Source organism: Nonomuraea sp. H19 (assembly GCF_052068215.1).
Classification (GTDB): Bacteria; Actinomycetota; Actinomycetes; order Streptosporangiales; family Streptosporangiaceae; genus Nonomuraea.
Map to the genome: position 1 here is coordinate 24,761 of NZ_JBQHCV010000047.1, position 20,626 is coordinate 45,386.

The following is a 20,626-nucleotide window of genomic DNA, read 5'->3' on the forward strand; positions in this document are numbered from 1 at the left end:
ACTCCTGCCGAGATGGCCAGAGCCGTCCTGCGACAGAACCAGTCATGACCTCACGGGGTGAGGATGGTCCTGCCTTGCGAAGCAAACTCACCGGCATGCTCCAAGAGAATGCGGACCTCCTCGGCCTCCGGAACACCGAGCTCCCCGTAAAGGCCGAGAGCCAGCCGCCCATGCTCACAAGCCTGCTCTGAGTCCCCGAGTGCGAGGTGGGCGCGCGCCAGCCCGTCGTGCGCACGCGCCTGCTCCGGCCGGTTGCGCGTCAGGTTGGCGAGCGCGAGCGCGGCCGTGTGCTCCTCGGCCGCCCGAGCCGGGTCGCCCGCCGCCTCGGCCAGCCCGTTGAGTGCGGCCGCCTCGTCGGCGGTGTTGCCGAGCTTGCGGTAGAGAGCCGCGGCCTGCTCATGGCGGGTGCGTGCCTGCGCGAGCTCGCCTTGGTGCCGGAGGACGACACCGAGGTGGTTGAGGATCACCGCCTCTCCGGCCGGGTTGCCGAACTTGCGGTGGAGCGCCAGCGCCAGGTCGAGATGGCGCCGGGCCTCCTCCGGACGGTCGGCCCGGTCGAGGACGAGGGCGAGGATGCCCAGCACGTGGGCCTCGCCCCAGGTGTCGGCGCCGATCCGGGTGAGGTCGAGTGCCTGCTGGAGGTACTGCTCCGCCTGCGTGTCCTGCCGACGGCGCAGGGCCACGTTGCCCAGCGTGAGCAATGCCCGAGCCCGTTCGCAGGCCTCCTCGCACGCGTCGAGGGCCTGGTGAGCGTGCTCCTCTGCGCGCTCGTACTCGCCGAGCCGCCAGTAGGTCCACGCCAGGTCCGTGAGCGCTCGCGCCTGGACCGCGCGGTCGCCGAGTTTGCGGCTGCGCTGGAGCGTCAGGGTGTGGAGCGTGAGCGCGTCGTCGTGGTGCGCCTGCCGGTCGAGGTAGGGGCGCATCGCCAGGGCCAGCATGCCCAGGCAGATCTCAGGTCCGTGGACGGCGGTCGCGATGATGTTGGAGCGCTCGGCGTCGAGCCAGGCGATCGCCTCCGCGGCGTCGCGGATGGGCGCGATCGGGGCGGCCGGCTGGGGGATGCCCTCCCGCTGGCTGACGCTGTCCGGGAAGAGCCGGTCTATCGCCGCGCGGGAGCGGTGCAGGTAGTAGGTGAGCAGCCGCAGGGCGGCGCCGTCGTCCTCGGCGATCGAGCGCGCGTGCTCGCGAAGCAGATCGTGGAAGGTGTATCGGCCCGGTTCGAGCTGCAGGAGCATGTGGGCGTCGAGGAGGCCTTCGAGGAGCTCCTCCGCCTCCTCCTCCGAGATCCCCGCCAGCGCGGCCGCGCCGTACGGGTCGATGTCGCGCCCGGGCACCAGCCCGAGCAGGCGGAACATGCGCTGCTCAGCCTCGTGGAGTTGCTCGTAGGAGAGGGCGAAGGCCGCCGACACCCCGTCCAGGAGCCGGCGATGGTCCCGCAGCCGGCTCGCCAGGTAGGACACGCTCCAGCGCGGGCGGTGCTGGAGGCGGGCGGCCGAGATCCGGATGGCGAGCGGGAGGTGCCCGCACAGCTGCAGCACCTCGCGTACGGCGTCCGGCTCGTGGTGAGCGCGTTCGCCCACGATCCGCTCGAACAGCTCGGCGGCGTCTTCCTCGCCCAGCACGTCGACCGACAGCGCGTGGGCGCCGTCCAGGTCGACGAGCCGCCGCCTGCTGGTGATCAGGACGAGGGTGTCGGAGTGCCCCGGCAGCAGGGGGCGCACCTGCTCGGCGTCGAAGGCGTTGTCGAGTACGGCGAGCACGCGGCGATCGGCCAGCTCGGCGCGCCACAGGGCGCTCCGCTCGACCAGTGTGACCGGGATGCGATCGGCGGGCACCCCGAACTGGCGGAGGAGGGCCTCCAGCGCGGCAGCGGCGTCGACCGGCTCCCGGCCTGCGGCGTGGGCCTGCAAGTCGATGAAGAGCCGGCCGTCCGGATAGCGGGCGGCCAGCCGGTGGGCCACGTGGACGGCGAGCGTGGTCTTGCCGATCCCGGCCATGCCGTCGATCGTGACGACCGCCGACCCGTGGTATTCGCCCACGAGCCGCTCCAGCTCCGCGGTCCGTCCGGAGAAATCGGGAATGTCGTAGGGCAGGAAGGTGGAGCGACGCGGCGCGCCGGAAACGACCGGCGCCGCGTCAGCCAGGCGCAACGCCGGATCATCCGCCAGGACCGCCCGCTCCAGCTCGGTGAAGGCGCGCCCGGGATCCAGCCCCTGCTCGTCCGCGAGAGCCGTACGGTAAGAACGCGCCGCGGCCAGGGCGTCGGCCTGCCGCCCCGCCCGGTGCAGGGCCAGGACGAGGTGGCCGTTGAGCTTCTCGCGGAGCGGGTTGGCGGTCACCTGGGCGGCGAGCTCGTCGAGCAGATCGCCGTGCCGCCCGGCGGCGAGCTCGCCCTCCACCAGACGCTCGTATGCCGACAGCCGCCGGTCGTTCCAGAGCTCCCGGACCCCGCTGACGTAATGCGCGTGCACGTCCTCCAGCGCCTCGCCGCTCCACAGATCAAGGGCCTTGCGCAGCTCACCGGCGGCTACCAGCTCGGTGAACTCCTGCGCGTCGAGCTGCCCGGGCTCCGGCTGCGCGACGTAGCCGCCGGCCCGCGTCTCGAGGAGCCGTACGGCTCCCGCACCACGCAGCACCTTGCGGATCGCGGTGATCGAGGCATGGATCTGCGATCGGGCGGTGTCGGGCTGGTCGTAGCCCCACATCGCGTCGATCAGCCGCTCGATGCTGATCACCCGGCCTGCGTTGAGCAGAAGGTAGGCCAGCACGGCCCGGTGACGTGGGGCGATGCCGGTCAGGGGCGCCCCGTCGACGACCATCTCGACAGGGCCGAGAAGGGTGAAGCGCAGCATCGTCCCCCCATCACCATCGCATCGTGCGCGCATAGCGAATGTATCAATCCGGGCAGCCACTCTGATCTCACACCAACCGAGACGAAGGAAACACGATGGAAGCCCGGATGAAGAACCCCGCCACGATCATCCCCGCCGCGATGAAGCCGATCATGGAGCTGATGAAGGCCGCTCAGTCGCAGGGGCTTCCCCAGGAGCTCATGGAGATGATCCACCTGCGGGTCAGCCAGATCAACGGCTGCAGCTTCTGCGTCGACACCGGCCTGAAGAACCTGCGCAAGCTCGGCGAGAGCGACGAGCGCATCGGCCTGGTCACCGCCTGGCGCGAGGCCCCGTACTACACCGACGCCGAGCGGGCCGCGCTGGAGCTGGCGGAGGCCTCGACCCGGCTGGCCGACCGCGCCGACGCCGTCCCCGACGAGGTCTGGAACAACGCCGCCGACCACTTCGACGAGCAGCAGCTGGCCTCGATCCTGCTGATGACCGCCGTCACCAACCTCTTCAACCGTCTGAACGCCCCGATCCGGCAGATCGCCGGCAGCTGGTAAGCCCCGCCCCCCACGCACAGAAGGAGACACCGACATGTCCGTCGTCCGCTCGCACCGCTACTCCGTCGCCGACGCCGATCTGGAGGAGTTCCTGGCCCGCCGGAGCTCGCTGATCGCGACCGTCCGGAAGGGGCACCCCGGGCTCACCCACGTCGTGCTGATCCAGCTCGAGGACGGCACCTACACCGACACCTGGCACTGGGAGACCGCCGGGCAGATGGGCGCCGCGTTCGCCGCCCTCCCCACCTTCCCGGAGGCGCCGCTGACCATGGCCCTCACCAAGGACGCCACCGCCCTGAACGGTCAGGTCGTCGACGAGCAGTGAGACCCGGTCCTCGACGCAACCTCCTTGCGGGTACGGGCATCCGGCGCCGAGGTACCGCAGGAGCCCATCGATCAGCCCTGGGGGTCCGCGACCGCGCTCGACGTCCTGGAAGCCAGGATCGAGCCGGGCCGGGTCTTCGACCGCACTCGGCCTGGACCAGGTCCCCGACGGCTACCGCGCCATGGCGGCCCGGACCGCGCTGAAGGTCCTCATCGGGCCCTGACCGATCCACGCAGGTAGTACGTCCCCATGACCGGATCCACATCGCTGCTCAAGCTGAACAACGGCGGCGTCTACCTCAAGACGGCGGCCCAGGTCGTTCTGCGCCGGCACATCCGGCCCGTCAGAGAAGGCGCTCGGGATCTGATGGGGAGGCGGGTGACGGCTCGGGTGCGGTCATGTCGAGCAGGACCAGCTTGTTGTGGTCGGGGGTGCCGGGTTCGGCGTAGTAGGCGACGAGCCGGTGCCCCGGGGTGCCTTCGAGCTGCATGGACTGGTAGCCCGCGGTGAGGTCGCCGACCTCGGGGTGGTGGAACGTCTTGCTGCCGTGGGTGTGCCACCGTACGTCGTAGCGCTCCCACAGGTCGGTGAACTCGGCGCTCTTCGAGAGGAGTTCTCCGACGAGCGCGGTCAGGTCGGGGGCATCCGGCTCGATGCCGACCAGGGCGCGCAGGCGGCCGACGCAGGCGCGGATCTGCTCCTCCCAGTTGTCGAAGAGGCTCGGGGCATCGGGGTGGAGGAAGACGTAGCGCACCACGTTGCGTTTCTCCGCCGGCCACTTCTCCATCCCGGCGAACAGCCGCAGCCCGCTTCTGTTGCAAACGAGGATGTCCATGGTGCGGTTGACCACGTACGCCGGGAAGGGGCGCAGGCTCTCCAGCAGCAGCTCGATCCCCGGCCGTACGGTCTGTGCGGCCGGGGACGGTGATTCGGGCGCGGTGCTGCGGGCGGCGCACGCGACGAGGTCGCGCAGGTGCCCGTGCTCGGCCGCGGTCAGCATCAGGGCGCGGGCGAGCGCGTCCACGACGGACGGGCTGGGGTTGGTCTCCTTGCCGCGCTCCAGCCGCGTGTAGTAGTCGATGCTCACCCCGGCAAGGGTGGCCAGCTCCTCGCGGCGAAGCCCGGGCGTGCGACGTAGGCCGGAGCCGGCGGAGAGGCCGACCTCCTTGGGGGTGACCCGGTTGCGGCGGGCTTTCAGGAAGAGCCCGAGTTCCGTGTTGCCGCTGCCGATCTGCCGCTCACGTGCCATCTGTCCAGTGTGGCAGGCCGGATGTGGCGGAGGAGCCCTGACCTGCGTGGAAAGGGTTTGAGGGCCCTGGGTCCCGGCCGCCCAGGCCTGCGTGCGCCGGCACAGCGAGCCGGCGTCGATGTCGTTCTCCAGGTCGCCTCACTAGCCAAATTTGGCTAGTGAGTAGGTCGGCGGTACTCTCGCGAAGGAAGCTCGCCAAATTTGGCTAGCCGAGGTCTGGGGAGCTCGATGAAGTCAGTACGGCTACTGGTCCTGGGAGCGCTGCGCAGGCGCGGACGCGCACACGGCTACCAGGTGCGCGCGGATCTGGAGTCGTGGGGCGCGCACGAGTGGTCCACCGCCACGTCGGGGTCGGTGTACCACGCGCTCAAGAGCATGGCCGGCCAGGGCCTGCTGGTGACGCACGAGACGGTCCCCTCGCAAGCCGGGGGCCCGCCGCGGATCGAGTACGAGCTGACCGACAAAGGCGAACAGGAGTACTTCACCCTCCTGAGCCGGGCCCTCACCGACCGCGAGCCGAGCCTGGACGTGCTGGGCGCCGCTGTCGGCCTGATTGAGGACCTTCCCCGGGAGCGTGCCCTGGAGATGCTGCGCGCGCGAGCTCGCGCGATGCACGAGTGGCGCACGAGCATCACCTCGCGCCTGCCCGCGGACACCGATCTGGACACCTGGGGGCCGATAGGCGAGGTCCTGTCCCTGTGGCTGACCACCGCCGACACCGGCGCCCAATGGACCCACCGGCTGATCCGCCGCCTGGAAGAGGGCGCGTTCACCATGGCCGGCGAGGACTCCGCGCCCACGCAGCAGGTCGAGTAATGGCCCGCTCCACCACGTCCGGGCCGGGCAGCGCCACAGCTCGCCGACCACAGCAACCCACCTCCATCGAAAGGGAGAAATCCATGGCCAACGAGATCACCGTGCCACTGCTTCCCTGCCGGTCCATCGACGAGATCGTCGAGTTCTACACCATGCTGGGCTTCACCCGGACCTACTACCAGGTCCGCCCGAACCCGTACGTCTCACTCAAGCGCCAAGACCTCCAGCTGGACTTCTTCGGCATGCCGGACTTCAACCCTGAGGATTCCTACGGGACCTGCCTGGTCATCGTGCCCGACACCGGGGAGCTCTTCGAGGCGTTCGCCGCGGGCATGCGTGAGGCCCACGGCAAACTCCTGGTCTCCGGGATCCCCCGGATGACCCGGCCCCGCAAGCGCAAGAACGCCGAGAACCATTCCGGATTCACCGTCATCGACCCCGGCGGGAACTGGATCAGGATCATGGCCGCCAAACCCGCGCCCGAGGAGAAGGAGGCGGCCTCCGGCAAGCTCACCACGACCCTGCACACGGCGGTCGTGATGGGCGACTCCCACGGCAAGCACCTACGGGCGGCTCAGATCCTGGACGCGGCCCTGGAACGCGACAAGGACACCGCGACGGCGGCCGAGCACCTCCAGGCGCTGGCCTACCGCGCCGAGCTCGCGCTCCGCGCCGATGACCCCGCCGCAGCCGGCGACGCCCTCGCCCGGGCCCGCGCGCTCACCCTCTCCGAAGCCGAGCGCGACAGGCTGGCCGAGACCCTGGCCGCACTCGACGACATGGAGGCCATTCTCCGGCCCGCACAGCGGCCCTGACCCACACCCGGCCCCGGACCGCCCGCGGACACACCCCAGGGCACACACGCGCACGGTAAGGCCGTCGAGGTAGTCGTAGCCCGGCCGATCGTCCCTGGCTCCGATCGCAGCACGGCGCCTTCACGCACATAGAGAGGCAATCAGCCCGAAGACGACCCAGCGCTCGAAGACGCCGGGTCGGGAGCGCCAGTACAACGCGCTGACGCCGGGGCGCATCTGCCGGAGCCCGTCGGTGAACTTCATCCGTGGGTGATCCTTTCAGACACAACGGTGACCATGTCGCCCGACGGGGATGCGCCGGGGGAGCGATGCCGCAAGCGCGTCCCGGCCGTCACCCCTTCAGCCCGCCGGCCAGCAGGTCGGCGCGCCAGAAGCGCTGCAGGACCAGGACGAGGATGATCAGCGGGATGACGGACACGGCCGAGCCCATGATGACCAGCGAGTACAGGTCGCCGTCGCCCGCGCCCTTGCCCAGGAACGTGTACAGGCCGAGGGTGATCGGATATTTGTCCTGGTCGGAGAGCATGATGAAGGGCAGCAGGAAGTTGTTCCAGATGCCGACGAACTGCAGCAGGAACACCGTGACGAGCCCCTGCACCATCATGGGCAGCACGATGTTGCCGAAGATGCGGATCTCGCCGGCCCCGTCCAGGCGTGCCGCCTCCAGGGTGTCCTGCGGGACCGCGGCGGCGGCGAAGACCCGGCACAGGAAGATGCCGAACGGGTTGATGATGACCGGCAGGAGCACCGACCAGTGGGTTCCGGCCAGGCCGACGGCGGCCAGCAGCAGATACTGCGGGACGGCCAGCACGATGCCGGGCACGAGCACGCCGGCGAGGATCACGGAGAACAGCGCTTCGCGTCCGCGGAAGCGGAACTTGGCCAGGGCGTAGCCGGCCATGGCCGACACGAGCGTCGACAAGACCGCGCCGAGGCCGGCGTACAGCAGCGAGTTGAGCCCCCACTGCCAGAACTGGCCGTCGCCGTAGCCACTGAGGTTGGCGAGGTTGTCGAAGAATCCGCTGCCGGGCGCGAAGGAAAAGGTGGTGAACAGCTCGCGCGGGGTTTTGGAGGCGGCCATGACGACCCAGGCCACGGGGGTCAGACAGTAGAGCGCGCCGAGCAGCAGCACGGTCAGCGCCAGCCGCGGCCGCCGCCGGTGGGACCGGCGGCGGTGGCCGAACTGGCGGTCGCCGGTGCGGGGCGAGGCGTGGAGGGTGGCGCTCATGCGTTGTCTCCGAAGGTCCGGCGCTGGAAGAAACGCAGCAGCAGCAGCGAGATGACGAGAATGCCCAGGGCCAGCACGACGGAGGCGGCGGCGGCCCCGCCCAGGTTGTCGTTCATGAACGCCTCCTGGTAGATCTTCATCAGCGGCACCCAGCTGGCGGAGATCGTGGTCGACATCGGGCGCAGTGTGGCCGGTTCGCTGTACAGCTGCAGGGTGCCGATGACGGAGAACAGCCCGGTGAGCACGAGGGCGGGGGCGACCAGCGGGATCTTGATGCGCCAGGCGATCTGCAGCTCGCCGGCCCCGTCGATGCGGGCGGCCTCGTAGACGGAGGTGGGAATGGCACGCAGCGACGTGAAGATGATGATCATGTTGAAGCCGACGCCGGACCACAGCGCGATGTTGGCCAGCGAGAAGTACAGGGCGGGAAAACCGAAGAAATTCAGCGGCCCGGCGTGCAGTCGCTCGGCGATGTCATTGATCGGGCTGGTGCTGGGCAGATACAGAAAGCCCCACAGCAGGCTGGCGATCACGCCAGGCACCGCGTACGGCAGGAAGATCGCGGTGCGGGTGAAGCCGCGCGCCCGCACCCTGGGGGTGTCGAGCAGCAGCGCGAACAGCAGGGCCAGGCCCAGCACGCTCGGGACGGCGATGATGCCGTAGAGCAGCACCCGCCCGAGCCCGGCCACGTATTCGGGGTCGGTGAGTGCGGCCAGGTAGTTGTCAAAGCCGACGAAGGCCTGCACGCGCCGGCCGAACGCGCCGCCGCCTTCGACGCGGAAGCCGCGGAAACTCAGGTAGAGCGCGTAACCGATCGGGATGATCAGGAACAGCGTGAAGAAGACGATCGCGGGCGTGGCGAACAGCCAAGGAGTGGTGACGGCGCGGATACGCATCCGCCGCCCAGCGGACGCGGCGGGGTTAGCGGGCATGGGACGTCCAGAGTTGAGATCGAGAGGCGATGCTCCGGGCCCGGCCGCTCGCCGGGCCCTCAGCGCCTACTTGGTCACGGTGTAGCCGGCCTTCTGCAGGTCCGCGACGACGGCCTGCTGGGTGGCCTGGTAGACCGCACGGAAGGAGGTCTTGTTGAGCGCGGCGGTGTTCAGCGCGTCGCCGAAGGCGGTCTGTGCCACGTTCACGTTGGGTCCCCAGGTCACCGGGATGGTGGTGTTCTTGATCACCTGGTCGGCGACCTGGTAGAAGTCCTTCTGCTGGGGCATCAGCTTCGGCGGCTCGGCGCTCAGGGTCGCCTGCCGGCCGGCGTTGCCGCCGGGATAGATGTCGAGGCCGAGCAGCAGTTTGGAGCCCTCGTCGGAGGCGCCGAGCCAGGCGGCGAAGGCGGCGGCCTCCTTGGCGTGCTTCGACTTGGCGGGCACCAGGTACGCGGAACCGCCCAGGAACGGGACGGCGGCGTTGCCGGGCGTCCACTGCGGCAGCGGCGCGGATTCCCACTTGCCCGCGGTGTCCGGGGCCACTGACTGGATCACGCTCGGCGCCCAGGAGGCGGCGGCCCAGCTGAGGATCTTGCCGCTGTTGACTTGCGCGTTCCATTCGGGCGTGAGCAGCGGTTCCACCTTGACCAGGTCCCGCTCCACGAGGTCCTGCCAGAAGTCGGCCGTCTTCAGCGACTGCTCGCTGTCGATGCCGACTTTCCAGGCGTTGCCGTCGTTGCTCCACCAGGTGGCGCCGGCCTGGGCGGCGTGGGCGGCGAAGAACTCGAACTGGGTGGCCGAGAAGCTGGCGATGTAGGCGTCGGGGTCCTTCTTGTGGATCTGCTCGGCGGCCTCGGCGTACTCGGCCCAGGTGGTGGGGACCTTGACGCCGTACTTGTCGAACAGGTCCTTGCGGTAGGTGAGCATCATCGGGCCGATGTCCTGGGGTACGCCGTAGACCTGGTTGTTGAAGGTGGTCAGGGCCCAGATGTTGGGGTCGATGGAGGACTTGACGCCGGCCACGTCGGCGGTGATGTCCTTGACGGCTCCGGCCACCACCAGGGCGGGCACACCGCGGTACTCCAGTTGCACCACGTCGGGGGTGTCGCCGGCCTGGTCGGCTGCCAGCAGCTTGGAGGCGGTGTCGGCGGTGCCGCCGACCTCCGACAGCTTGATGGTGACGTTCGGGTGTGCCTGGTGGTACTTGTCGACGATCGCCTTGGCCGCCGGGTCGGTGCCTTTGAGGCTCCAGGTCCAGAACTCGAGCGTGACCGGCCCACTGGCGGTCGCGGTATCCGAGGAGGAGGTGTCGGCGGACGAGCAGGCGGCCAGGGACGCCGCCAGGGTGAACGCCAGCACGGCGGTGCTCACCCTCGTCCGGCGGCGACGGTGTCGGAGCGGGGGGAGGGTCGGTGGGGTCATGACGATCTCCTCGGCAAGGTGGTGCATCGCGGCGGGGATGCCGGGTCGTGCGTTGGGAACTAACCTGATGTTAACGTTGTCATCCTGTCAAGCCCCCTGCTCGTAACCGAGCCGACACACGCTTCGGAGCCCACCCCCGTGCCCACCTTCCGCAACCCGGTCCTGCCCGGCTGCCATCCGGACCCGTCGATCTGCCGGGTTGGCGAGGACTTCTACTTGGTCACCTCGTCGTTCGCCTACTATCCGGGCATCCCCGTGTTCCACAGCCGGGACCTGGTCGGTTGGCGTCAGCTCACTCACGTGCTGAACCGGCCGGGCCCGCTCTCCCTGGAGGGCTTGGACGTCTCCGACGGAATCTGGGCGCCGACCATCCGCCACCACGACGGCACGTTCTACGTGGTTTCCACCCTGGCCAGAAATCGGCAGGGCAGCCTCACCTTCGTCGTCACCGCCGACGACCCCGCCGGGCCGTGGTCGGACCCCGTCCCGCTGGAGGCTGAAGGCATCGATCCGTCGCTGTTCTTCGATGACGACGGCCGGTGCTGGCTCACCGCCTGCCGCGACGCGGCCCATCCGAACGGCGGCGGACCCGGCGAGTTGTGGATGCGTGAGCTCGACCTGGACCGCCTCAAGCTCGTCGGGCCCACCCATGTGCTCTGGCACGGCGCCGTACGGGGGGCGTGGGTGGAGGCGCCGCACCTGTACAAGCGCGATGGCAGGTACTACCTGATCGCCGCCGAGGGCGGCACCGAGAGCAACCACAGCGTCACCGCCGCCCGCTCCGACGCCGTCACCGGTCCGTATGTCACCGATCCGCGCAGCCCGCTGCTGACGCACCGGCATCGCAGTCCGGACGAGCCCATCCACAACGTCGGCCACGTCGACCTGGTGGACACCCCCGACGGCGAGACGTGGGCGGTGGCGCTGGGCGTACGGCAGATCGGCGGCACCCACACGCTGGGCCGAGAGGTGTTCCTGGTGCCTGTCGCCTGGAGCCCCAGCGGGCCCGTCTTCGCCCCGGAGACAGGCGGAGTGCGGCTGACGGAGCGGCGGCCGGCGCTCGCGTCCGGACAGCCGATCGGCGACGCGGCCGCGACGGGCCCGGTGCGCTTCGACGAGCCGGTGCTCGGCCTGGAGTGGAACAGCCTCCGCGGCCCGGTCACCGATCTCATCAGGCCCTCGGCGGACGGGGGAGGGCTGGAGATCGATCTGGCGCCCGAGCCGCTCAGCTCCCTTGGGGTGCCTGCCTTCATCGCCCGGCGCCAGCAGCACGTCCGTTTTCGCGTGCAGGCGCGGATCGGCTTCGCCGCCGCCAACCCGGCCGAGGAGGCCGGCTTGGCCGTTTTCCAGCACCAGGACCATCACGTCACGCTCGCCCTCACCATGGATGGCGACGGAAGGGCGCAGGCGGTGCTGACGGTCAGGGAGGCCGGCACGAGCACCCGTCTTGCCGGCGTACCCGTGACGGCGGGCGAGGCCGTGCTCGCAGTCGAGGCAGATGAGACCGAATACGCCTTCGGCGTCAACGACTCCGCCACCGGCCGGTGGACCAGCCTGGCCACCATCGAGCGGTCCTTCTTCAGCACCGAACGCGCGGGCGGATTCGTCGGGGTTCACCTTGGCCTTTACGCCACCAGCAACGGTGGTGCCGGCAACGGGCGCGCACGGGTCCACTGGTTCGACTACCAGCCGCATCCCGAACGGACCGGCATCGTGGACGCGGCCGGTTAACTCCGCGGAGTGGGCGGCGCGGTGCTACGCCGGACCACCAGCTCGGGAGCGATCCGCTCACACGAGGCCGGCTCGCCCCGCATCATCCGCAACAACTGCTCGATCGAACGCTCCCCGAGCCCGACGAAGTCCTGACGGACCGTGGTGAGCGACGGCACCAGATAGGCCGACCCGGCGATGTCGTCGAACCCGACGAGCGAGACGTCGTCGGGCACCTTGACACCGAGCTCGGCGAAGGCCGCCAGCACCCCCATGGCCATCTGGTCGTTGCCGGCGAAGATCGCCGTCGGCGGCTCGTGTCCCTTGCGCGTGACCAGGTAGTGGGCCAGCCGGTAACCGCTGTTGCCGCTGAAGTCGCCCTCGAGCTCCTCTCCGCGGGCCTCCGGCACATCTTTCAGCGCGGCCCGCCAGCCCTTGACACGGGCTCGCGCGTCGAAGGTGCGCAACGCACCGGTCAGATGAACGATGTGGCGATGCCCCAGCTCCAGCAGGTGCCGCACGGCCAGGCACGCACCGAGCTCCTGATCGAGCTCGACGAAGCCGAGGTCCGGGTTGGGCACGTTGCCCGACATCACCACCGTCATCGGCACGCCGGTGGCGATGCCGGCCAGGGCGTCCGCCACCATGGGCCGGTCGGCGATGACGGCGATGGCCTCGACCGCCTGGTCGGTGAGGCGCTGCAGCGTCTCGGCCAGGTCCATGGTGGTTCCGCCCTGCCAGCTGGCCAGATTGACCCAGTATCCAGCCCGCTGCGCGGCGGTCTGCACGCCGCGCAGGATGCGGGGCAGCTCGTACAGTTGGGTGCCCGAGAGCACCACGCCGATCGTCGAGGAGCGGCGGCTCTTGAGCGCGCGAGCGACGCTGTTGCGGCGATAGCCGAGCTTCTCGATGGCGGCCTCGACGCGAGCCCGGGTCTCCGGCCGCACGGAGGGGTGGTTGTTGAGGACGCGGGAGACGGTGACGTGCGACACGCCCGCTTCGCGTGCCACATCCACCATGCCTGGTGCCCGGTTCATGTCCTTCGCTCCGCCTGCCGGTGTTGGTTCGATGGTGCCACACCTGCCAAGTGCTCACGTCCACCATGAATGGAAGATCACTCGAGCAGACGGCGAGAGAACAGGTCCTCGACCGTGGCCGCGTACAGCTCCCGGCCAGGCCGAGTCCAGCCATCCAGGCCGCGACGCGGTCGATGGCGGCATTGCCCCCGGGCCGCGCCGTGCTGCAAGAGGGTGAGGTCAGCGGCGTCAGCCATGTGCCCCTCATGGTCGACATGTTCACCGGATCTCCGCTGATTGCGGGCTGCGGTCACGATATGAGGCCGAGGGAGGCGATGAGGTCGTGCATCTCGTCGCGGTAGACAGCGGCCGGGTCGTGCATGAGGGCGCGTAGGTGGCCGTAGATCTCCAGGGCAATGAGCCCGTGCATGCGGCCCCACACCCTTAGCGTCATCGCGATGCCTGCCGGTGGCAGGTCCGGAAAGTCCTTCCGGACATGGGCTACCAGGTCCGGGTCGAAATCGGCCCAGTCGTAGGCACGGCCCTCGGATTGGCGCGCCTGGACTGTCGGCCAGGCTGCGGCGACGAGGCCGATCAGTCCGCTGCAGGCGCGCTCCTCGGCTTGTTTGCCGGGGCCGTCGTCGGGCGGACGGTAGCCGGGCACGGGGTCGCCGTAGATCAGCCGGAAGCCTTCGGGGTTGGCCAACGCCCACTCGCGCATGGCTTGGGCCCAGGCCAGGATCCGGCCGCCTGGATCAGTTTCCGGCACCGCGTCGCGGGCGGCCTCGGCGGCGTCGACCGCCGAGGTGTAGACGTCGCCGATGAGCGTCGTGATCAGGTCATCGCGGGTGGCGAAGTAGCTGTAGATCGCGCCGGCCGTCATGCCCATCTCACGGGCGATCGCGCGTAGCGAGATGGCGTCCGGGCCGCCGTCCGCCATGAGCTTCATGGCGATCGCCTTGATCTCGGCGCTGGTCTGGGCGCGCAGCCGGTCGCGGCGGCTCAGCGTGTGGTCGCTCACACTTGACAGTCTACAGGGTTGGACTAATCTACGTCGTGTTCTTTCTAAACGCCGTGTAGTGATAAGACGGCATGTAGAAACAGGAGCTTGTGACCAGAGAAGGACCCCGTCTCGGGCTGCCGGCGTTGACGCAGCTCATCGTGGCGCTCGACTACAACATCGGGTACGTGGCGCTTCCCGACATCGGGAACGCGCGGCGCGCTCGGCCTCATCCTCACCAGCAGCTCGACCTACCTACCCAATGGCCTGCATCTCGAGGTTGGACGTCCGCCGCCGTCGCCCTCAGGCCCACTCTGCAACCACAGCAAACGTCCACTTTGGAAGGAGCCGGCAAGTGAGCACCACCGATGTGATCCTCGCCTACCTCGACATCTGGAACGAGCGAGACGCCGCCGCCCGGGTGACACTGATGAAGTCCGTCCTCACCGAGGACTCGCTCTACTGCGACCCCGACAACGCGGGCCTGCGGGGGCACGCCGAACTGTCCGAGGCGATCGGCCGCACCCGGGAGACGCTCGGCGACCTGAGGTTCACCCTCGACACCGTGGTCGGCGCCCACCACGACCGCGCGCTGTTCAGCTGGAAACTCGGCACGGTCGCCACCGGCTACGACGTCGTCGAGTTCGCCGGGGACCGCATCCGCAGCGTCGTCGGGTTCTTCACCTGAGGCGCCCGCGGCACGGCTGGACCGCCACCCGCCCGAACTGACCGTGGCCGGGAAACCGGCCTTCACCGTGCCGCCCGGCGCCGAACTGGCCACCGACAGCGTGCCGTTCCCCGCCGGCGCGCTGGACTCGGTGACCATCACGACATATCGGGCCGAGCCGCGCGGACCGGCGACCTACCACGCCCAAGCCCTTGCCACGGCAACCACACCCGTCGCGGCGGACGCCGCATGAGATACGCAGGAGCACACATGTCCACCCTTTCCGCCGCGCAATCGCCGGTCACCGTTGTCGGCCTGGGACTGATGGGCCATGCGCTGGCCGCGGCCTTCCTGATGAACGGTCACCCGACCACCGTCTGGAACCGCTCGGCGGCCAAGGCCGACGATCTCGTCGCCAGCGGCGCCACCCTGGCCGACTCGATCGAGAGCGCGGTCGAGGCAAGTCCGCTCGTCGTTGTCTGCGTCTCGGACTACGACGCCGTGCACGAGTTGCTGGACCCGGTGGGCGCCTCGCTGGCCGGCCGTACCCTCGTCAACCTGGCCACGGCCAGTTCCACCCAGGCACGCGAAACCGCCGGGTGGGCGGCCAAGATCGGCAGCGCTTACCTCGACGGGGCGATCCTTGCCCTTCCCCAGGCCATCGGCACCGCCGATGCCACGCTGTTGTACTCCGGCTCGAAGGCCGCCTTCGAGGAGCACCAGACCACCCTGCAGGCACTCAGCGAGACCGGAACCGTTTACCTCGATGAGGACCACGGCCTGTCTGCCCTGTACGACATGTCCATCCTGAGCATCATGTGGGGTGTCCTGAACGGCTTCCTGCAGGGTGCCGCACTGCTGGGCACCGCGAACGTCAAGGCGACGACTTTCGCGACCCTGGCCACCACCGCGATCAACGTGACGACCGACTACGTTTCCGCATACGCGCAGCAGATCGACGAGGGCGAGTATCCGGCCACCGACGCCACCGTTGCCATCCACATGGGCGGGATGGAGCACCTGGTCCAGGAGACCAAGGCGCTCGGCGTCAACACCGAGTTGCCGAATTTCTTCCTGGAACTGGCCAAACGCGCGGCAGCCGACGGCCACGCCGACGACAGTTACGCAGCGATGATCAAACAGTTCCGCAAGCCATGAACCGGTACCGGCGCGCCGGAACAAACGCGCCGTGGCGGACGCGCACCGTCGCGAGTGGGCCTTCGTGCTCGCTGCGACGGCGCGCGTCGCCGGCGACCTCGATCTGGCCGAGGGGTGCGTCCAAGACGCCTACCTCGCCGCACTGGAAGCCTGAGCCCGCGACGGCGTGCCCCGCAAGCCCGGCGCCTGGCTCGTCACCACCGCCGAACGCAAAGCGCTGGACGTCCTTCGTCGGGACCGGGTGTTCCGGGCGAAAATGCCGCTACTCGTAGAACCGGACGAAGTCGACATGGCAGAGCTATCTTGGGTTGTTGGCCTCATCCGCAGATCCAAGCGGTGGGTTGACTGTCACCGGGTGTATCTGCGTATGCGGTAGCGCAGCCCGGATGTCGAGGACTGCCAGCCTTTGTCCTCGGCGACTTTCCACGTCGAGTCCAATGTCGGGGCGTAGGTGTCGCCGTCCACCGTCGAGTCGACTTCGGTCACCGAGAGCGTCGTGGCGTATCCCAAGGCGGCACGGTAAACTTCCCCGCCGCCGATCACCCATGCCGCAGCGGGGGAGGCCGACTCCACCGGCTCGGCTGCGAGTTCCAGAGCCTTTGCGATGGACCCGGCACGTTCCGCGCCTTCGGCCGCCCATTGTGGATCGCGAGTCACCACGATGTTGCGCCTGCCGGGCAGTGGGCGGAATCGCGGAGGCAGCGAATCCCATGTTTTGCGCCCCATCACCACTGGATTACCGAGGGTGGTTGCCTTGAAATGCGCCATGTCCTCAGGCAGTCGCCACGGAATCGCGTTGTCCGCGCCTATCACGCCATCGAGGGTCTGCGCCCAGATCAGCCCGACGTTCACACCGCCACCGGGGCTTTGATGGCCGGGTGATGCTGGTAGTCGAGCATCTCCACGTCGGAGTAGGTGTAGTCGAAAAGCGAGTCGGCTCGGCGCAGACGCAGCCCGGGGAACTCGAACGGGGTGCGTGAGAGCTGCTCGGTCACCTGCTCGACGTGGTTGTCGTAGATGTGGCAGTCGCCGCCGGTCCAGATGAAGTCGCCCGGCTCAAGGCCGACCTGCTGCGTCACCATGTGCGTGAGCAGGGCGTAGCTGGCGATGTTGAACGGGACGCCGAGGAACAGGTCCGCGCTGCGCTGGTACAGCTGGCAGGAGAGCTTGCCGTCGGCGACGTAGAACTGGAAGAAGGCATGACACGGCGCGAGTGCCATCTTGGTCAGCTCGGCGACGTTCCAGGCTGAGACGATCATCCGGCGGGAATCCGGGTCGCGGCGCAGAGCGTCGAGAACGTCGCTGATCTGGTCGATGTGCCTGCCGTCCGGGGCGGGCCAGGAGCGCCACTGTGCGCCGTAAACCGGGCCGAGCTCGCCGTTCTCGTCGGCCCATTCGTCCCAGATGGTGACGCCGTGCTCATGCAGCCAGCCGACGTTTGAGTCGCCGCGCAGGAACCACAGCAGTTCGTACACGATGGACCTGAGATGCACTTTTTTGGTGGTGACCAGCGGGAATCCCTGCGAGAGGTCGTAGCGTAGTTGGTGCCCGAAGACACTTCGGGTGCCGGTGCCCGTCCGGTCGGCTTTGGCCGTCCCGGAAGTGAGCACCAGCCGCAACAGGTCTTCGTACTGGGTGTCCGCCACAGCCGTCGAGTCTACTGGCCACCTACAAGGCACACACTCGACGGTCATGTCTCCCCGGGCGCAGGTCCTCAACGTTCAGGCGCAGCGCTTCATCGGCCCGTGCAGCCGATTCGTGGAGCATCTTCCAGCAGGTCTTCTCGCGCAGAGCGACGCACCACTGGTGGCCAGTCCGCGGGCTCCTCAGAACGGCGCTGACCAGCGCTAACGACCTCCCGTGTACTTCGTGACCGACCGGCCCTTGTACGGCGGGCTCAACCACGGCCGGATCGACCTGGAACAGCTGCACGACGTGCTGGCCGGACGGGCGGATCGTGCTGCCGGTGGATGTGTCGCCGTGGCTGCGCTCGGACGCCGCCTGTTCGGCCGAGCGACTGTTCTGCCACGTGTACGGCCGAGCCATGCGGCCACCCGCTGCGCGCCGGGATGACTCGCGGTGGCAGTTGCTGAACCTGCCCGGGTGAGCAGCGGCACCCCGTATCGGCGAATCCGTCCGGCGGCGGCCCAGGCTGCAGCCGCCGCCGGGGCATGTCTCCAACACATCGCCGCAGCTCAACAGGCATATCCCGAATCAAGGTCCGGGGAACACTGGAGTTCGATTTCGGCCAGTACAGTACCTGGATGGCGAACCTACGGGAACAGATTCTCACCGAACTTGGCGTCAAGGCGACCATTGTGCCCAAAGTCGAAATCCGGCAACGAGTCGACTTCCTCAAGGACTACCTGCGGTCGACCCCGGCCAAGGGCTACGTGCTCGGGATCAGTGGCGGCCAGGACAGCGCGCTGACCGGCAGGTTGTGCCAGCTCGCCAGCGAGGAGCTGCGTGCCGAGGGGCATGAGGCCACCTTCGTCGCGGTGCGGCTGCCCTACGGCGTGCAAGCCGACGAGCACGACGCGCAGATCGCGCTGAGGTTCATCCAGCCCGACCGGTCGATCGCGGTGAACGTCAAGCCGAGCGCGGACGCCGTCGCCGCGGAGGCGGTACTCGGCTTGCGGGAGCTGCTGGGCGATGAGCCCAAGCTGCGGGACTTCGTGCGCGGCAACATCAAGGCCCGCGAACGCATGGTGATCCAATACTCGATCGCCGGGCAGCTGAGCCTGCTCGTCGTGGGCACCGACCACGCGGCCGAGGCGGTGACCGGCTTCTTCACCAAGTACGGCGACGGCGGTGCCGACATCACCCCGCTGACCGGACTGACCAAGCGCCAAGGCGCCGCCCTGCTGCAGGAGTTGGGCGCACCACCGAGTATCTGGGAGAAGGTGCCGACCGCCGACCTCGAGGACGACCGGCCCGCACTGCCCGACGAGGTGGCACTCGGCCTGAAGTACAGCCAGATCGACGACTATCTGGAAGGTACCGACGTCACGCCGGACCTGGCGGCAAAGGTGGAGTCGGTCTACCTCGCGACCCGGCACAAGCGGGCCGTTCCGGTCACCCCATTCGACGACTGGTGGCGGCGTTGATCCAGCAGTAATCGCCGGATCCATCCGAGCAGACGGTTCCTGGCCGCCCCCCGGCCAATCGTTCAGGGGAGCGCGGCCAAGGGCGGTTCTCTCGAATGGGGAAGGTGTTGGCCTCGCCGCGAGTCGGCTGACTCGTCGTTGAGGGCGGTGCCGGCTGCAGCCGAGGCTGCGTGCCAACGCAGGAGGGGGTGGCGGCCTGCGTGGAGCTAGGAGAATCCCCGAGAACATCAGACCGTTGACCGGCGTCCAGGTGAGTAGGCCCTTCTCTTGCCAGGGCGCGGCTGCAGGACGATCCTGAAGCTGGTCAACGCGGCTAGCTGGGGACAGACCTTGTTTCGACACGCGCCATCCGTAGCTTTCACCTGCGCTGTGATCAGCGGCCTGGTCTCGGGCTGCGACCACACCAGTTGCGCCCCGAACCCGATCGTCAGCGCCTACGAGGCCTATTCGCCTATCGTCTTGGCTGTCCTGCCCGAGGCAGCACCGAAGACGATCCCGGGTATAGCGGTTAGTCTCGGTCTGTTTGCGGTGGACGCTCTGGCGAAATACCTCATCGACCACACGGTGCCGAAGGACAAGACATGGCTGCTGGTCGAGCAGACGCTCCAAGGGCAGCAAAAGACGAGCGTGTTCGAGCTCAACACTGATCACGAGCTCAAGGTCAGCGTGAACGGCGCGCAGCTCAAGCACGTGGACCTCTACGTCAAGGAGCGGCAGATCAAGGTGATCATCCCGCCCGGCATCACGGCGAAGGTCGCCGTCACCGACGCCAAAGGCGGCGACAGCGTCGCGGTGCGCGGCACCGTCCCCGGCAACCTGAACGGTTCCCAAGACCTGGACACCGGCAAGACCTTCCAGGTCGACCCGCCCGAGGCCCACACAGCGGACATTCGGATCAAAACAGTCGGCATCAACGTAGGCCCGGAGCTGATCAACGGGGCGACGGCCGCGAAGTTCACCGGAACCGGTCAGCCGACGCTCAGCGCATGCATGTCCATTCCCTCCACGGCCTGGACGAGCAAACTTCAGAACTGGCAGGGAGGTGACAAGGACCGTGCCTGGTGTATCAAGACCAACGCCGGACACTACGGTCTCGCCGTCCCGAAAGTGACCAGCGTCTTCTGGGCCGGCCCCACCGAAGACTTCGGCGCCATCTCCTACCTGCTCTGGGCCCAGCCCGGCCTCGCCGCGGCCACTGCCACCCCCGTCCCCGATGCGAAGAACAGCAGGTGTTGACCTGGACAGGAACACAACCCGGCAATACCGCTCCCAGAAGGGGCGCTTTCACACCTCGTCGCAATCTCCCGTGCAGACGGCTTTGGGAAATTCGTGCAGGAGGCCGTAGCCCCAAGCATGTTCATAGGCGACCACCTATGAAACGCCGCTCGCGGCCGGATGCGTCCAAGGCGAACGCCGTTTCATAGGTCGGTGCAAACGGATAGCCGGGTGAAACGCTCCTATGAAACACTTCCGAGGTGCGCGACGACGACTACCTCCGCGTGGAGGCCCACGCCTGCCCGATGACCTTGAGCGCGTCGCTGTAGTACTGCACGTGATCGACGGTGAAGCCGGTCCGCCTCATCGTCCGCCGGATCACCGGCAGGAAGTCGACCAGGAACGCCGTCTCGCTGGTCACCGTGGCCGGACGACCGCCGGCCGCGACACCTTCGGCCCACCGTCCGGCCGGGGTCTGGCCCAGCGTGCTGAGGAGCCATGGAGATTCCGGACAGCCGTCTTATGGGCGTAGCCTATGCGGCTGTTTGGGTTGAGAGGGACTCGTT

Annotated in this window: 21 protein-coding genes; 10 read left to right on the plus strand and 11 right to left on the minus strand. The window is 68.6% G+C overall.

Annotation, left to right across the window (positions count from 1 at the left end; translation table 11 throughout):
- Window positions 1–50 precede the first annotated feature (50 nt).
- Complete coding sequence (locus ACTMTI_RS52550) at window positions 51–2,852, minus strand: BTAD domain-containing putative transcriptional regulator (protein ID WP_441128490.1); 2,802 nt, start codon at window positions 2,850–2,852, stop codon at window positions 51–53.
- A 95-nt stretch (window positions 2,853–2,947) separates the two neighbouring features.
- On the opposite strand from ACTMTI_RS52550, the gene ACTMTI_RS52555 reads away from it, so the two are divergent.
- Both ACTMTI_RS52555 and ACTMTI_RS52560 read left to right on the plus strand, forming a co-directional pair.
- Window positions 2,948–3,400, plus strand: a complete 453-nt coding sequence (locus ACTMTI_RS52555) for a carboxymuconolactone decarboxylase family protein (protein WP_441128491.1) — start codon at window positions 2,948–2,950, stop codon at window positions 3,398–3,400.
- A gap of 34 nt (window positions 3,401–3,434) precedes the next feature.
- Entirely contained in the window at window positions 3,435–3,725 is a 291-nt protein-coding gene (locus ACTMTI_RS52560) for a hypothetical protein (protein ID WP_441128492.1), read from the plus strand.
- Window positions 3,726–4,068: 343 nt separating this feature from the next.
- Here the strand turns inward: ACTMTI_RS52560 and ACTMTI_RS52565 are convergent, their stop codons facing one another.
- Window positions 4,069–4,974, minus strand: coding sequence for a helix-turn-helix transcriptional regulator (locus ACTMTI_RS52565; RefSeq protein ID WP_441128493.1), 906 nt, complete (start codon window positions 4,972–4,974; stop codon window positions 4,069–4,071).
- A 228-nt stretch (window positions 4,975–5,202) separates the two neighbouring features.
- Here ACTMTI_RS52565 and ACTMTI_RS52570 point away from each other — a divergent pair, with 228 nt between their 5' ends.
- Together ACTMTI_RS52570 and ACTMTI_RS52575 are read left to right on the plus strand one after the other, a co-directional pair.
- Window positions 5,203–5,790 carry a PadR family transcriptional regulator gene (locus tag ACTMTI_RS52570; RefSeq protein WP_441128495.1) on the plus strand — a complete coding sequence of 196 codons (588 nt, stop codon included), beginning with the start codon at window positions 5,203–5,205 and terminating at the stop codon, window positions 5,788–5,790.
- A gap of 83 nt (window positions 5,791–5,873) precedes the next feature.
- Window positions 5,874–6,605 (plus strand): VOC family protein, encoded by a 732-nt coding sequence (locus ACTMTI_RS52575; RefSeq protein WP_441128497.1) that lies wholly within the window; start codon window positions 5,874–5,876, stop codon window positions 6,603–6,605.
- 120 nt (window positions 6,606–6,725) lie between these two features.
- Here the strand turns inward: ACTMTI_RS52575 and ACTMTI_RS52580 are convergent, their stop codons facing one another.
- From ACTMTI_RS52580 to ACTMTI_RS52595, 4 genes are all read right to left on the minus strand, one after another.
- A complete protein-coding gene (locus ACTMTI_RS52580; protein ID WP_441128499.1) occupies window positions 6,726–6,848 on the minus strand; it encodes a hypothetical protein in 123 nt (40 codons plus the stop codon).
- Window positions 6,849–6,936: 88 nt separating this feature from the next.
- Window positions 6,937–7,833, minus strand: a complete 897-nt coding sequence (locus tag ACTMTI_RS52585) for a carbohydrate ABC transporter permease (protein ID WP_441128501.1) — start codon at window positions 7,831–7,833, stop codon at window positions 6,937–6,939.
- Window positions 7,830–8,765: a carbohydrate ABC transporter permease gene (locus ACTMTI_RS52590; protein ID WP_441128503.1), complete on the minus strand. Its 936-nt coding sequence runs from the start codon at window positions 8,763–8,765 to the stop codon at window positions 7,830–7,832. Before ACTMTI_RS52590 ends, ACTMTI_RS52585 begins: the two co-directional genes overlap by 4 nt.
- Window positions 8,766–8,831: 66 nt before the next feature.
- Complete coding sequence (locus ACTMTI_RS52595; protein WP_441128505.1) at window positions 8,832–10,187, minus strand: ABC transporter substrate-binding protein; 1,356 nt, start codon at window positions 10,185–10,187, stop codon at window positions 8,832–8,834.
- Window positions 10,188–10,325: 138 nt separating this feature from the next.
- Here ACTMTI_RS52595 and ACTMTI_RS52600 point away from each other — a divergent pair, with 138 nt between their 5' ends.
- On the plus strand, window positions 10,326–11,918 hold the full coding sequence (locus tag ACTMTI_RS52600) for a glycoside hydrolase family 43 protein (RefSeq protein WP_441128507.1): 1,593 nt from the start codon (window positions 10,326–10,328) through the stop codon (window positions 11,916–11,918).
- Here ACTMTI_RS52600 and ACTMTI_RS52605 read toward each other — a convergent pair.
- Together ACTMTI_RS52605 and ACTMTI_RS52610 are read right to left on the minus strand one after the other, a co-directional pair.
- Window positions 11,915–12,934 carry a LacI family DNA-binding transcriptional regulator gene (locus ACTMTI_RS52605; protein WP_441128509.1) on the minus strand — a complete coding sequence of 340 codons (1,020 nt, stop codon included), beginning with the start codon at window positions 12,932–12,934 and terminating at the stop codon, window positions 11,915–11,917. The two genes, ACTMTI_RS52600 and ACTMTI_RS52605, sit on opposite strands and share 4 nt — an antisense overlap.
- A gap of 289 nt (window positions 12,935–13,223) precedes the next feature.
- On the minus strand, window positions 13,224–13,934 hold the full coding sequence (locus ACTMTI_RS52610; protein ID WP_441128511.1) for a TetR/AcrR family transcriptional regulator: 711 nt from the start codon (window positions 13,932–13,934) through the stop codon (window positions 13,224–13,226).
- A 334-nt stretch (window positions 13,935–14,268) separates the two neighbouring features.
- Here ACTMTI_RS52610 and ACTMTI_RS52615 point away from each other — a divergent pair, with 334 nt between their 5' ends.
- Genes ACTMTI_RS52615 through ACTMTI_RS52625 form a run of 3 tightly spaced genes read left to right on the plus strand, consistent with a single transcriptional unit; the run spans window position 14,269 to window position 15,738 of the window.
- Complete coding sequence (locus ACTMTI_RS52615) at window positions 14,269–14,601, plus strand: nuclear transport factor 2 family protein (protein ID WP_441128512.1); 333 nt, start codon at window positions 14,269–14,271, stop codon at window positions 14,599–14,601.
- A gap of 43 nt (window positions 14,602–14,644) precedes the next feature.
- Complete coding sequence (locus ACTMTI_RS52620) at window positions 14,645–14,833, plus strand: hypothetical protein (protein WP_441128514.1); 189 nt, start codon at window positions 14,645–14,647, stop codon at window positions 14,831–14,833.
- Window positions 14,834–14,850: 17 nt separating this feature from the next.
- The gene (locus tag ACTMTI_RS52625; protein ID WP_441128515.1) at window positions 14,851–15,738 is read left to right on the plus strand and encodes an NAD(P)-dependent oxidoreductase; all 888 of its coding nucleotides are present in this window, start codon (window positions 14,851–14,853) and stop codon (window positions 15,736–15,738) included.
- 348 nt (window positions 15,739–16,086) lie between these two features.
- On the opposite strand, the gene ACTMTI_RS52630 is transcribed toward ACTMTI_RS52625, so the two are convergent.
- Both ACTMTI_RS52630 and ACTMTI_RS52635 read right to left on the minus strand, forming a co-directional pair.
- Window positions 16,087–16,590, minus strand: coding sequence for a dihydrofolate reductase (locus ACTMTI_RS52630; protein ID WP_441128517.1), 504 nt, complete (start codon window positions 16,588–16,590; stop codon window positions 16,087–16,089).
- Window positions 16,587–17,384, minus strand: coding sequence for a thymidylate synthase (locus tag ACTMTI_RS52635; RefSeq protein WP_441128518.1), 798 nt, complete (start codon window positions 17,382–17,384; stop codon window positions 16,587–16,589). The genes ACTMTI_RS52630 and ACTMTI_RS52635 overlap by 4 nt, the downstream gene beginning before the upstream one ends.
- Before the next feature lie 618 nt (window positions 17,385–18,002).
- Here ACTMTI_RS52635 and nadE point away from each other — a divergent pair.
- Together nadE and ACTMTI_RS52645 are read left to right on the plus strand one after the other, a co-directional pair.
- Window positions 18,003–18,845 carry an ammonia-dependent NAD(+) synthetase gene (gene nadE / locus ACTMTI_RS52640; RefSeq protein ID WP_441128520.1) on the plus strand — a complete coding sequence of 281 codons (843 nt, stop codon included), beginning with the start codon at window positions 18,003–18,005 and terminating at the stop codon, window positions 18,843–18,845.
- 369 nt (window positions 18,846–19,214) lie between these two features.
- Window positions 19,215–20,081: a hypothetical protein gene (locus tag ACTMTI_RS52645; protein WP_441128522.1), complete on the plus strand. Its 867-nt coding sequence runs from the start codon at window positions 19,215–19,217 to the stop codon at window positions 20,079–20,081.
- Between the two features lie 253 nt (window positions 20,082–20,334).
- On the opposite strand, the gene ACTMTI_RS52650 is transcribed toward ACTMTI_RS52645, so the two are convergent.
- A complete protein-coding gene (locus tag ACTMTI_RS52650; RefSeq protein ID WP_441128523.1) occupies window positions 20,335–20,481 on the minus strand; it encodes a hypothetical protein in 147 nt (48 codons plus the stop codon).
- Between the last annotated feature and the right edge of the window lie 145 nt (window positions 20,482–20,626).

What these genes read in the sequence shown, in the direction of transcription:
- ACTMTI_RS52550 (WP_441128490.1), bottom strand. Translation starts at nt 2,852, where the DNA reads ATGCTGCGCTTCACCCTTCTCGGCCCTGTCGAGATGGTCGTCGACGGG.
- ACTMTI_RS52555 (WP_441128491.1), top strand. Translation starts at nt 2,948, where the DNA reads ATGGAAGCCCGGATGAAGAACCCCGCCACGATCATCCCCGCCGCGATG.
- ACTMTI_RS52560 (WP_441128492.1), top strand. Translation starts at nt 3,435, where the DNA reads ATGTCCGTCGTCCGCTCGCACCGCTACTCCGTCGCCGACGCCGATCTG.
- ACTMTI_RS52565 (WP_441128493.1), bottom strand. Translation starts at nt 4,974, where the DNA reads ATGGCACGTGAGCGGCAGATCGGCAGCGGCAACACGGAACTCGGGCTC.
- ACTMTI_RS52570 (WP_441128495.1), top strand. Translation starts at nt 5,203, where the DNA reads ATGAAGTCAGTACGGCTACTGGTCCTGGGAGCGCTGCGCAGGCGCGGA.
- ACTMTI_RS52575 (WP_441128497.1), top strand. Translation starts at nt 5,874, where the DNA reads ATGGCCAACGAGATCACCGTGCCACTGCTTCCCTGCCGGTCCATCGAC.
- ACTMTI_RS52580 (WP_441128499.1), bottom strand. Translation starts at nt 6,848, where the DNA reads ATGAAGTTCACCGACGGGCTCCGGCAGATGCGCCCCGGCGTCAGCGCG.
- ACTMTI_RS52585 (WP_441128501.1), bottom strand. Translation starts at nt 7,833, where the DNA reads ATGAGCGCCACCCTCCACGCCTCGCCCCGCACCGGCGACCGCCAGTTC.
- ACTMTI_RS52590 (WP_441128503.1), bottom strand. Translation starts at nt 8,765, where the DNA reads ATGCCCGCTAACCCCGCCGCGTCCGCTGGGCGGCGGATGCGTATCCGC.
- ACTMTI_RS52595 (WP_441128505.1), bottom strand. Translation starts at nt 10,187, where the DNA reads ATGACCCCACCGACCCTCCCCCCGCTCCGACACCGTCGCCGCCGGACG.
- ACTMTI_RS52605 (WP_441128509.1), bottom strand. Translation starts at nt 12,934, where the DNA reads ATGAACCGGGCACCAGGCATGGTGGATGTGGCACGCGAAGCGGGCGTG.
- ACTMTI_RS52625 (WP_441128515.1), top strand. Translation starts at nt 14,851, where the DNA reads ATGTCCACCCTTTCCGCCGCGCAATCGCCGGTCACCGTTGTCGGCCTG.
- nadE (WP_441128520.1), top strand. Translation starts at nt 18,003, where the DNA reads ATGGCGAACCTACGGGAACAGATTCTCACCGAACTTGGCGTCAAGGCG.